Origin of the sequence: Zobellia sp. 1_MG-2023, from assembly GCF_030549125.1 — a bacterium.
Lineage (GTDB): Bacteria > Bacteroidota > Bacteroidia > Flavobacteriales > Flavobacteriaceae > Zobellia > Zobellia russellii.
This window is the reverse complement of the sequence record NZ_JAUOSY010000003.1, coordinates 552,410-564,324: the sequence shown is the minus strand read 5'-3', so window position 1 is coordinate 564,324 and position 11,915 is coordinate 552,410. Positions and strand designations below refer to the sequence as shown.

Below are 11,915 nucleotides of genomic sequence, written 5' to 3'. Positions count from 1 at the left end.
CAGACATAAAAAAAGCCCCGTAAAGAGGCTTATATGAATCCGTTCCGTGGAGAATCAACGGCTTGTGCAACGGTTACATGTGTTGGCAGTAGTTTTTAATTCCGTTACAACTGTTTTTAATGTTGCGTAATTTTCCGCATTATCGGGTAAAAACTTTAAAATTCCTTTCTTTTCAATTTTCAGGCGAATTACATTTTCTTTCTTTTCTGCCAATAATATTGAGTCAAAAAGCTTTCTTGGAATCTCAATTTTTAAAACACTATCAGATTTTTCTAACACTTTATATTTTATTAAAGATTTTTCAGTCAAATCAATTATTCGATTCCAGTTTTCATCACTATTTTCTACATTCAATTTATGCCTTGATTCGAGAAAATCAGTTATTTCCATTTTGTCAAATTTTTCATAATCGAATAGATTCCAAAAAATAGTTCCGAATGCTAAACCGAAACCCATCATTGTTGGGAAAACCAATGAAATTTATCTATTCCACTAATTAAAGTCCATATTCCAAACCCAATTGGAAAAAGAATTAGAGTTTTAAAAATGAACTTTGTTGTCTTGTTCTCCATATTTTTTAAATGTTCTACAACGGTTTAGATATGAACAGTGCGGGAGCAAAATAGCGTTTGCTTTCCGCCATGCACGTAGCGAAATCTTTTTGTTTCGCTTTTTCTTTTCTTGTCCAGAGCAAAATCCAAAAGATTTTGCGGACTTCATAAAATTCGCAAACCTTTCGGTAAAGCCTTTAGCCGGTATTGTTTATAAATTCTGTTATGTTTAGTGTTTTTTTTCTGTGTTGTAATTCCGTCCAGTTTTGAATCCAAAATATGCTAACAATACGAGAAGTATCATTTGGACAGTAAACAGTATTCGTGAAATAATTTTCAATGCGTTTCCAACTTCATTTGCTCCATCAGCCATAGAATCATTATTGGGAGGTCCACTAAAAAAGTCTAGCATGCCAATTATTTTTCCAAGAACTACTGCGATTAAAAGCGTTGCAATTATCAGCACTAGATTTGCCGTGAGATTTTTAAATCCATTTAGAACTACTCTAATCAGATAAACCTTAAAAAAAATGAAAACAAATAATAGTAAAACTAAATGGACATTGGCAATAACAAAATAAGTATCATGAATATTTATATCGAAAGTAGAATCGATATTAAGTGCATCTATTCCAAATAGGATTAGAGTCAAGACTAACACAAGTACTGCGGTTCCAAATAACCAAAAGATTTCTTTTCTATTCAAATTTTCAATTTTGGTTCAATTCTGCAACATTAAGCACAACGGTTCTGTGTATGATTTCGTTGCGTGTTTAAGCAACTAAATAAGCAAATGCAAACCGAATAGAAAATCCATGAGGATTTTCGTAAGTATGCGATTACTAGTAATGAATTATATACGGTGTTGTGCGTTCGTTATTTATATTCCGCAATTATTATTTCAGCGTTTTCATTTTTAGGATTAAGTTCTAATGATTTTTTATAGGCATTAATTCCATCTTCTTTCTTTCCAAGTGCTAAAAGACATTCTCCTAAGCTATCCCAAGTATTGTAAGTATTAGGATATAATTCCGTGTTGAGAGTGAAAATTTTTAAGGCTTCTTTATATTTTTCTTCACCCATTAAATCATAACCAAAGCCATTAATTCCATTTTCAGAAATATCATATTTAGGGTCTTTTTTGTTTTCAGATTTTATGATTTCAACAATCTGGTCAACAGATTTTCCTTGAGAATAAATGTCATATAATTTTTTCTGGTTAATCCGCTTAACTTTTTCTTTTTGTTCTGCCAAAGTTTCTACACCATATTCAACTCGTTCGGCATCGGAAATTTTTGTGGTATCCATTGTTGCAATTTGCCAAGGTTCGTCTTTTCCATATTTAAGATATTGAGTGCCATAAATTTGTGGTTCATCTTTACTCAATAAATATCTGTCGATTGCAGCCGCTAAAAGCCATTTGTCAGCTGTAGAATCAAGTTCTATTGATTTACGCATCATTTTAACAGCCATTCCATACGCAGTAGAATCTCCACCGTGTTGAAAAACCATAGCTGCATTATGATAGTCTTTAGAAGTCCTAACTTTGTTTGAATCTAAAAGTTGATAAACCCTTAGTTCGCGCAAACTGTCTCTTTTTGAAACGACATTCCAATCAATATTTTCGCTTGCCTGTCTATCGGATTGGTCATTTTTATAAATTTCAACTAATTCAGCATTGTCCTCAATTACTTTTTTTAATTCGGTTTGTGAATTTTCATTATTTGTTTTACACGAATAAAATCCGAAGATTAGTAGGATTAGGAAAGTCTTTTTCATATGGTTTGGTATAATGACGCACAGCGTCTCTTGTATGATGCGTTTGCATCCCGAAGGGTGCATATGCATTATACAAATTGTTGTGCTTAGTTTTTATATCCAGTATTACAGTAAGGATGTGTTAATTGTCCATTATCTACAGTTCCTAAACCTCCGTCTTCTTTTCTGTCAATATGGTCAATCGAAATAGCATTTCTATGTATTAAACCACCGCAAATTTTACATTTTGGAGCCGACTCTATTGCGTCTTTTATGTAAACAGCACTTTTCCTATTTGTATTAAAATCGGAAGAAGAAGTTTCTTCAAATTCTTTGCTTTCTATAGTCAAATAGTCATATTCACTTTGAGAAAGGAGTTTAATAACATCAAATTCACTTTTTTCTTCATTTAGTAATTCCATACATCTCTTTAAGAATGAAGAAATATGTGGGTAGCTAGCTTGAGCACTTCTATACTTTCGATTAATCTGTTGAATTAGGTAGTCATAATTCCAAATAATATTTTCAATTCCAGCCCTTACTTTTATAAAATCATTTAGCTTTTTTCTTTTTTCTATGTCGATTACAAAGTTGATAATACTATAAAATAGAGCAGTCTTATGTCTTCCATCCTTTGAGTAAAAGTAGATTACTGGGTGAAGACCAAGAGATGACGGATGATTACTATTAATTAATCTCGCAATTTTTAAGGTCCTTTTAAGGATTCGGATAGTTTCGCTTCCATCGATATCTTCATTCAGATTCGATTTTGTATTAATGTCATTGGCGATATTAACAAAATCCAAAATAAGCGGAAGAGTTGCGGCAGCATATAGTTTACCTCCAATTGGGATATCCAAAGTCTTTATAGGAGTATCTAGCTTTGGATTAAACAGAACATCATTAATTTTTTCTGCATATTCTTGAATTTCCTTCTGAATATCTAGCGTAAATTTTGACCAGTATTTATGACCTTTACCACTCCTGATAATCGCTCTAGCTGCAATACTATTTGGAAACCTTCTTGTTTTAAGTAAGGTTAATTCTGTTTTATCAATAGGTGCAGCCTGTTGATTAATCTTGAAAAAAGAATTTTCGGCTTTTGTCGCGTCTCCTTCAACCCATTGTAATTGAATTGCTAAAGCGCCAAGATTTTTAGAATTAGAAACAATCTCTGGCTTAACTTTCTGTGGATGTGTGAGTGCCAATTTGTAGTCTTTATATGAACCGACTAGTGCATTAACTTTTTTTCTTGTTTTCTCCGCAATTTGGAGTTGTTCTTCTGGTATTTGACCATCATAAAACATTTTTGAAATGTCGCCATCTCCATAATCATCATTTACCCAAGCAGATAATGAGCTTAACCTATGAGATCCATCAATTACAAAAAGATAACCTCCTGAACTTCTCCATAGGATTATTGCAGGTATTAAATCCCCTTCAACAAAACTTTTAACAAATTGCGAAATTTTTTTTTCATCCCATTCATTTGTTTCTCTTTGAAAATCAGGTTTTCTAATATTTATGAAGAAAAAAGAGTCCGTTTTTATATCTTCTATCGATATTGTTTCCTTCTTTTTTCCTGGAGATTGATTTTCCTCAACCTCAAAATCTTCTCTTGGTATTATAGCATCTAAGTTTACTTTACCCATTTATTTATATTTCATATTAAGCCCAACAATTGTATAAAGCAACTAGTTGCTTTATCTCTATTTTAGACCTAATTTACTTAAATCTTGGATACTGTCAATGTTTGTAGGAAAATAAGAATATAGTATACATATAATATGCTTTTACAAACGCTTAAAAACGGCTGGGCGTTTGCAGAATAATTACACACCATAGAACTCATCTTAACAGCTGACAAAACTTGGGTACCCCTTTTTTTATATTTTTCACTGTACCGCGTTTCTCATGTATATATTTCTTAAACCCTTTTTAGAGTACTAAATTTGTGGTTTTATTACATAAAAAAACAGAAGGCAAATGTCATTTTATAGTAAGGTATCGGATTTTGGTTCACGGTTTATGGGCAAGCACACCCTTTTTAAACATGGGTTTAACTTATCGCCAATGTACCGCAGAACTACCGCTAGGGTAAAACACGTTTCAGAAGACCTTAAAAAGGTAACGGTTAAACTTCCTATTAGCTATAAAAACAGGAATTACGTAAATACTATATTTGGGGGCAGTCTTTTTTCGGCGGTAGACCCCATACCCATGGTCCAGCTAATTCATATTTTGGGCAATGATTTTGTGGTGTGGGACAAATCTGCGGAGATTGCTTTTAAAAGACCGGCAAAAGAGGACGTATACGCAGATTTTGAATACGACCAAGAAGAAATAGACGAAATTAAATTAAGGCTAGGGCAGGAAGAGGAGATAGATATCGTAAAGACAACCCTTTTAATGAATGCCGATCGTAATACTGTTTTCTGTGAAGTAAAGAAAACGATTTATGTAGCGAACAAGGAACACTACAAAAAGAAACGGGCGCTGGCCACCGTACAAAAAAAGGAAGGGAAACAGTAGGTTGTTTACCTAAGTTGCGTTTGGTTTTTTTCTGCTTCGCACCACTGTGTGTCAAAGGAGCGTTAAGCTCCTTTCTCAGCAACTTTGGCCTGGTTCCCTTGCCAACCTTTATTGAATTGTTCCATAAGTTCTTTTACAAGCTCAGGCTGCTCCTTGGCAATGTTCACGGTTTCGGACGGGTCTTTTTCATGGTCGTAGAGTTCTATGAAAATGGGTTCTGCTGTAGCATCCGTATAATCTTTCCAAACAATAAACCGGTACTTTTGGGTACGCATAGAATAGCCCATGAGTCGGTTTTCAAATAGGTCGCGGTCCCATTTTTCGCCCTGTTGTTTTTTAATACGGCCCTCAACTTCCTCTATTAACGGTCCAAATGAAGTTTCCCGCATTCCTTTGGATAAGGGGTTGGCCGCCCATTCACGTAGTGCTGGTGTGGGGAATTGAGAAAAAACCGCTGTTTTCCATTCTTGTTCGGGATTTGAAAGTAAGGGCGCAAAACTCTGGCCCTCTAAAGTTTCGGGCTTTGAAATAGCGGCAAGCTCACAAAGGGTTGGGTACATATCCACTAGCTCTACAAGGGCATCGGTAGATTTTCCTCTTGTTTCTTTTGCCATATCCGGAGTGCGTATAATTAACGGAACCCGTGTTGCAATTTCATAATTGGTGGCTTTCCCCCAAATACCCATATCGCCTAAATGCCAACCGTGGTCACTCCACAAAATAACAATGGTATTGTCCTTTATTCCTGCATCTTCCAATGCGGCAAGCATTTTACCAATTTGGGCATCTACGTAACTTACGCAGGCTAGATAGGCGTGTTTCAATTGTATGGCCTGTTCGGGAGAGATATCACCTTTTTTAGGAATTCCCGCCCTGGCCCTTAATTCAAACGAAGCATGCAGCCCCATAGTAGCACCGTCTTTTGGGGCTTTGTCCTGCTCGGCAAGTTTAATGTCCGCCTCATCGTACATATCCCAGTATTTTTTAGGGGCTATCCAATCCAAATGGGGTTTTTTCATGCCCATACCCAAGAAGAACGGTTTTTCAGGATTTTTTTCCAACATATCTTTCATAGTGGCAATGGCCATATCGGTATTGAAACCGTCTTCGTAGGCATTGTCGGGAAAATCGGCAAACTCATAGGAAGGCCCTTTACCAAGTCCGTTTCTAAGCGCATTCTCACCGTATTTGGCAACCATGGCCGCGCTATTTTCCTTTTGCATTTTAATGTTCTCGGGCAGTTTAAAACCGAATTTTACATCGCTTTTGCTCATGGCAACGGGCTCTCTGCTCCATGAAAGCTCTGGGTCGTTATATTTGCCGTGATATATTTTTCCGGTGTAAACGGTCTCATAACCATTGGCTTTAAAATGCTGAGGAAGGGTCTGTATATCCGGATTTTTATCCCTGAAATACGTAAAATTTTCAATCACCTGAATGGTTTCGGGCCGGGCACCGGTCATTAAACTGGCCCTGGAAGGACTGCAAATGGCCTGTTGGCAATACGCATTATTAAAACGAAGACCTTCATGGGCAAGTGCATCTATGTGTGGGGTAATGGCAATATCGGAACCGTACACGCCCAATTCCGGCCTAAGGTCATCTATGGCAAGAAACAGAATGTTAGGTTGTTTTGGTGTTTCTTTTGGTGCGGGAGTAGTAGAATTTTTGCAACCGAATAACAACCCAATACAGACAAGAGCAAGGATACGAATGTTCATTTTTAACGTGTTTTATAAAACGATTTTAAAGTGCCCAGTTCTTAAGGTCACGGAAGGGCACATACAATGGTCTACAAAGTAACCTTAAAATGGGGCGTGTGCGTTTTCGTATTTTAGCAAGGGTCGGCACTATCTTAACCCTCTTGGTTAACAAGCGTAGTTAGTAGGTTTTTACACCAGAAAGCGGTGTGTATTTTTAATTAGGGGCTTATAAATTTTAAAATTAATTTACCTTTCATGAGAATTGGTTTATATTCAAAACATGCATAGCGTTTCTCGTTTTTTATTTCAATTTATAACGGTCTGTATTCTAGGTTTTTCTACAACGGTCTACGGGCAAAGTAAGGTTGGTAATTATGAAATTACTCATTTTCAACTGCCCATAGAAACGGAGACCCAGGATATTTTGGAGGATCGTTACGGGTTTCTTTGGATAGCCTCTACCAATGGTCTATGGCGTTTTGATGGGGGTAATTTTAAGAATTATAGTAAAAATGAGCATGAACAGACCAGCATTACGGACAATCATGTTTTTTGTTTGTTTGAAGATAGTGCGGGTGTTTTATGGGTAGGTACCTATGGTGGTGGTTTATTAAAATATGATCGGGAGTATGACCGTTTCCAGCGGTTTATTCATGACGAAAATAACCCGGAAAGCCTCAGTTTTAATGAAGTTAGGGTAATTTATGAAACGGCGGACAAAACTTTTTACATCGGGACGGATGGTGGCGGGTTAAATATCATGGACCGGGATACCGGAACTTTTAAAAGGTTTCAATACAATGCACAGGACCCCAAGAGTATTAGCCATAATAATGTGTTGGATATACAGGAAAGCCCGGATGGTCGCCTTTTTGTAGGTACATGGATCGGGCTAAATATGTTCCATTCAAATACGGGGAAATTTACACGTTTGGTAAAAAATATAGCGGAGGGTTCCCATGCGTATCCCGTTTTGGGGTTTTATAATGATTTAATCGTTTCTAGCGGTAAGCTGTTCACCGTAGATAAAAAGAACCGATTCCACAGATTGAGTTTAACCCAGGACTGGGTGAGTGCCATACAGCCGGATGACGTAGGTAACTGTTGGATAGCCCACGGAAATGAAATAGCGATTATAGATGATCAATTTAAAACCCAGAAATTAATAGCGCTCAATGAGCGGTTCAAGGATGGGTCTTTTTATATACGGCAAATATTTCACAACCCGTCCAAGGAAGATTCGTGGGCCTTGGATGGCGCTGGCCATTTTTTCCACATTAAAAAATCGGCAGCCATTTTTAAGCCGTTCATAGCACCTGGGGTTAGCGGTAAAATCCTAAAAACAAATAGCAACTACTGGGTGTTTGATAGGGGTGCCATTACCATCTATGACAAAGCTACTCACGAACAGGTTAAAACGCTAAAGGGCTTTTACCATAGAACGTATATGAGTTCCTATGACAAGGAAACCGTTTGGGTGGCAGATACCAATTCCATCTATCAATTTACCGAAGAAGGGGAAACGCTGTCCAAAACCAGTAGAAAACCCGCCGAGCTTTTTGGTCTTTTGGAGACCAGTGCCGGACTGGTTTGGACAGGAGAGGTTTTGGGTGCGCGTATCTACGACCCCAAAACCGATGCCACCGTTTATTTTGACTGTGATCCCAATGACCCTAACGGTATCGGGTACTTTCACCGTGCCAATGAACTGTTCGAGGATTATAAAAATCAAATTTGGATCGGGACCAATGGCGATGGGGTAAAACGCTATCTACCGGAGAAAAATCAGTTTGTACACTACAGGCATGAGATTGGCAATACCGCAACGGTAAACAACAATTTTATAAATGTAATTTTTGAAGATGCAGACCGTACCCTTTGGGTGGGAACAAACTCGGGGCTTTGTAGTTATGATGCGCAAAAAGATCTTTTTATTCAGTATGATAATGCCCTCCTGAAAGATAGGATTATTAACAGCATTGAACAGGACGGCAAGGGCAACCTGTGGCTGGGTACAAGAAACGGACTTATAAAACTGGATGCGAAGAATAATGTGGTGCGTATTTTAAATGAGCAGGACGGACTCATTTCACAGAAAATCAATGTTTCTAGCGCGGTTACGGATAACGGGCATATGGTATTTTCCACCAACTCGGGCTTTATGACTTTTGACCCGGAAAGGGTAGTGCCCAGTACCAAGACACCATCGGTCTATATTTCTAAACTGTGGGTTAACAATGAACTGGTTACACCGGATAGCGATTACATAAAAAAAAGTATTGAGGTAGAGGATCATCTACAGTTATCCTATAAGGACCAAAAGATAGAACTGGGATTTCAAGCCATTCAGTACGAAAATACACAACGGTGCCAATATGCGTATATGCTGGAAGGTTTTGATAAGGACTGGACCATGGCCAATGGTACACGGGCAACCTATACCAACTTGCCCTCCGGGAACTATACCTTTTTGTTAAAAGCTACCAACGAAGACGGCGTCTGGACGGATAAATTAAAACGATTGCACATTGAAGTGACCCCTCCGTTTTGGGAGCGCCTGTGGGTTCAAATTCTAGCGGGAATTCTGGTGATTTTATTAGGGGTCTGGGCATTTCGCTACTTCTTGCTACGGGAAAGGACCCGGAACAAGTTTGAGATAGAGAAGCAACGCGTGTATCAATTTGAGGAGTTGGCACAGATGAAATTGCGGTTTTTTACCAATATCTCCCATGAGCTGCGTACACCCTTAACGCTCATTACCTCTCCGTTGGACAAGTACATACGTAAAGGCACCAAACCGGATACCAAGGTATTGCAGATGATGCACAGAAATAGTAACCGTCTGTTGGAGCTTGTCAATCAGATTCTGGATTTTAGAAAACTGGAAGGAAACCAACAATTGCGAATCAAGGCCCATGATGAACTATTGGTCTGTTCCAACATGTACACGGCCTATGAATATTGGGCAAAGGAGAAGAATATAATTTTTTTATGCGATGCCCCGGAAACGGATTATACCCTTTATTTTGATGAGGATGTTATTGAAAAAATGGTGAGTAACCTAGTTTCCAACGCGTTTAAGTTTACACCAAAAAACGGAAAAATCACCTTGAAGGCTTCGTACGTAAATCTTGAAATTGATACGGATGATAAAGTAAAGAACGGAAGTTTATGTATAGAGGTCATAGACAACGGTTCGGGCATTCCGGCAAAGTACCAGGAAAAAGTTTTTGAACGGTTTTATCAGTTAGATGAGAACCCCAATAAAGGGTACAGTAGTGGTATTGGTCTTTCGCTGATTTCGGAATTGGTGAAATTGCACAGAGGGAGTATCGGCTTAAAGAGCGAAGAAGGTGTAGGTTCGCATTTTACCATCACCTTGCCTATAGGTTATAAAGATTATGAAACCGCCGTTGAAGAAAAAGCGGTTCCTATGGTAGAGAGTACAACGGGGGAAACCGTAGTATTGCTTATTGAGGATAATGAGGATATCAGAAATTACCTGACCACAGAGTTGTCCGACGATTATGTGATTCTTCAGGCAGATAATGGCAAGGATGGTTTTCAGTTGGCCTTGGAGCATATTCCGGATATTGTAATAAGTGATATTATGATGCCATTATTCGATGGAATTCAAGTGGCAAATCAATTAAAGGGAAATGAATTAACGGCCCATATCCCGTTGATGTTCTTGACTGCCAAAACGGGCTTGGAAAACAAATTGAAAGGTCTGGAAACGGGTGCCGAAGATTATATTGAGAAGCCTTTTAATGTCTCCGAGATTAAAATGAAAATCCAGAACCGTCTAAAAAGTAGGCATAGACTCATTAAAAAATACCAAAAAGAAGAGTTGTTCGTAGAACCTAGCTCGTCCGTTGATCAATATTTGATAAAGGTGAACGAAGTCATTGATGCGCATCTGGAAAACTCGGATTTTTCAATCGACTATCTATGTGATGAATTGGCTATTGGGCGTTCACAATTGTACCGAAAAATTCAGGCCTTGACCGGTAAAACTATTATTGAATATATCAATACCTATAAATTGTCCAAAGCCATGCCCATGCTTCAGGAAGGGAACCTAAGCATTAAGGAAATTGCGTTTAAAGTAGGGTACAATGACAACCGGTATTTTAGTAGAATTTTTAAAAAGGAGTTTGGCCACCCGCCATCTCATTACGTGTCCAAGAAATAGGTTAAGTGTACATAATACACAAAAAGTGCACCTTTTTGAGTAATAAGTCTACATTGTAAAAGAGGGAGTTAGGTATTTTTGAGAAGCATTTTGTATAACTGCACCAAAAATACTCAAATGAAAAACTCCAGACGAAACTTCATTAAACAGTCCGCTCTTGCAAGTGCCGCTGTAACCATACCCACCTATAGTTTTGGGATTATAAACAGGCCAAAATTATCCGAGCAAATTATTGGTCATGGCAATTTTAAATATCGCGTTCATAAAGAATGGGGCAACCTAAATCCGGCAACCACTCCGGTGAAAAATTGCCATGAAATGGTAATGGATTCCAAAGGGAGATTGATCATGGTAACGGATGAAATCAAGAACAATGTTATTGTTTATGACAAGTCTGGAAAACTATTAAAAAGCTGGACCCATGATTTAAAATCCGCCCATGGTTTAACCCTGTCCAAAGAAGGGGAAGAGGATATGCTTTTTATTACTGATAATGATGGGGCTATCTTAAAAACTACGGTAAACGGCAAAGTACTTATGCAATTGCCAAATCCGCATGAGATAGAGGTATATGAAAAGGACCAAAAGTACCGTCCTACGGAAACTGCTGTTGGTCCCAACGGAGACATTTATGTTGCTGATGGGTATGGCTCCGATTTTATTTTGCAATACTCAAAAGATGGGGAGTTTATCAGAAAATTTGGGGGGCACGGTCTTGAGGACCATTTGTTCAGTACGGCCCACGGAGTTACGATAGATGACAGAGATCCCAACAATATCACTTTATTATGTACCTCTAGAAAGCACAATTCGTTTAAACGCTATAGCCTGGACGGTAAATATCTGTCCAGTATTTTTCTGCCCGGGGCTTTTGTTTGTAGGCCGGTCATAGATGGTGAGAATTTATACTCGGGCGTATGTTGGTCCAGACTTAAATATTTGGAGCAAACTCCGGATTCGGGTTTTGTTACCATTCTGGACAAAGACAATAAAGTAATCTCAAATCCCGGAGGTACTGCCCCTGTCTATAAGAAAGGGGAACTACAGCTAATGGTGCAAGAGGTGCCGTTGTTCAATCACTGTCATGATGTGTGTATTGATGATGATAAGAACATTTATGTCTGTCAGTGGAATGCCAATAAAACCTATCCTATAAAATTAGAAAGGGTATAGTTC

The 11,915-nt window shown here is 38.1% G+C and carries 8 protein-coding genes; 3 read left to right on the top strand and 5 right to left on the bottom strand.

Features of this window, described 5'->3' with window-relative positions; all coding sequences use genetic code 11:
* Nucleotides 1-54: 54 nt before the first annotated feature.
* The 4 genes from Q4597_RS09785 to Q4597_RS09770 form a co-directional block, all read right to left on the bottom strand.
* On the bottom strand, nt 55-390 hold the full coding sequence (locus Q4597_RS09785) for a hypothetical protein (RefSeq protein WP_303406053.1): 336 nt from the start codon (nt 388-390) through the stop codon (nt 55-57).
* Between the two features lie 390 nt (nt 391-780).
* Entirely contained in the window at nt 781-1,257 is a 477-nt protein-coding gene (locus tag Q4597_RS09780) for a hypothetical protein (protein WP_303406052.1), read from the bottom strand.
* A 170-nt stretch (nt 1,258-1,427) separates the two neighbouring features.
* The gene (locus Q4597_RS09775; RefSeq protein WP_303406051.1) at nt 1,428-2,330 is read right to left on the bottom strand and encodes a M48 family metallopeptidase; all 903 of its coding nucleotides are present in this window, start codon (nt 2,328-2,330) and stop codon (nt 1,428-1,430) included.
* An 86-nt stretch (nt 2,331-2,416) separates the two neighbouring features.
* The gene (locus Q4597_RS09770) at nt 2,417-3,961 is read right to left on the bottom strand and encodes a DUF262 domain-containing protein (RefSeq protein ID WP_303406050.1); all 1,545 of its coding nucleotides are present in this window, start codon (nt 3,959-3,961) and stop codon (nt 2,417-2,419) included.
* Between the two features lie 334 nt (nt 3,962-4,295).
* On the opposite strand from Q4597_RS09770, the gene Q4597_RS09765 reads away from it, so the two are divergent.
* Nucleotides 4,296-4,841: a DUF4442 domain-containing protein gene (locus Q4597_RS09765; RefSeq protein ID WP_303406049.1), complete on the top strand. Its 546-nt coding sequence runs from the start codon at nt 4,296-4,298 to the stop codon at nt 4,839-4,841.
* A gap of 62 nt (nt 4,842-4,903) precedes the next feature.
* On the opposite strand, the gene Q4597_RS09760 is transcribed toward Q4597_RS09765, so the two are convergent.
* Nucleotides 4,904-6,562 (bottom strand): sulfatase, encoded by a 1,659-nt coding sequence (locus tag Q4597_RS09760; RefSeq protein WP_303406048.1) that lies wholly within the window; start codon nt 6,560-6,562, stop codon nt 4,904-4,906.
* A gap of 262 nt (nt 6,563-6,824) precedes the next feature.
* Here Q4597_RS09760 and Q4597_RS09755 point away from each other — a divergent pair, with 262 nt between their 5' ends.
* Nucleotides 6,825-10,739: a two-component regulator propeller domain-containing protein gene (locus Q4597_RS09755; RefSeq protein ID WP_303406047.1), complete on the top strand. Its 3,915-nt coding sequence runs from the start codon at nt 6,825-6,827 to the stop codon at nt 10,737-10,739.
* Nucleotides 10,740-10,856: 117 nt separating this feature from the next.
* On the top strand, nt 10,857-11,912 hold the full coding sequence (locus Q4597_RS09750) for a 6-bladed beta-propeller (RefSeq protein ID WP_303406046.1): 1,056 nt from the start codon (nt 10,857-10,859) through the stop codon (nt 11,910-11,912).
* Nucleotides 11,913-11,915: the final 3 nt, after the last annotated feature.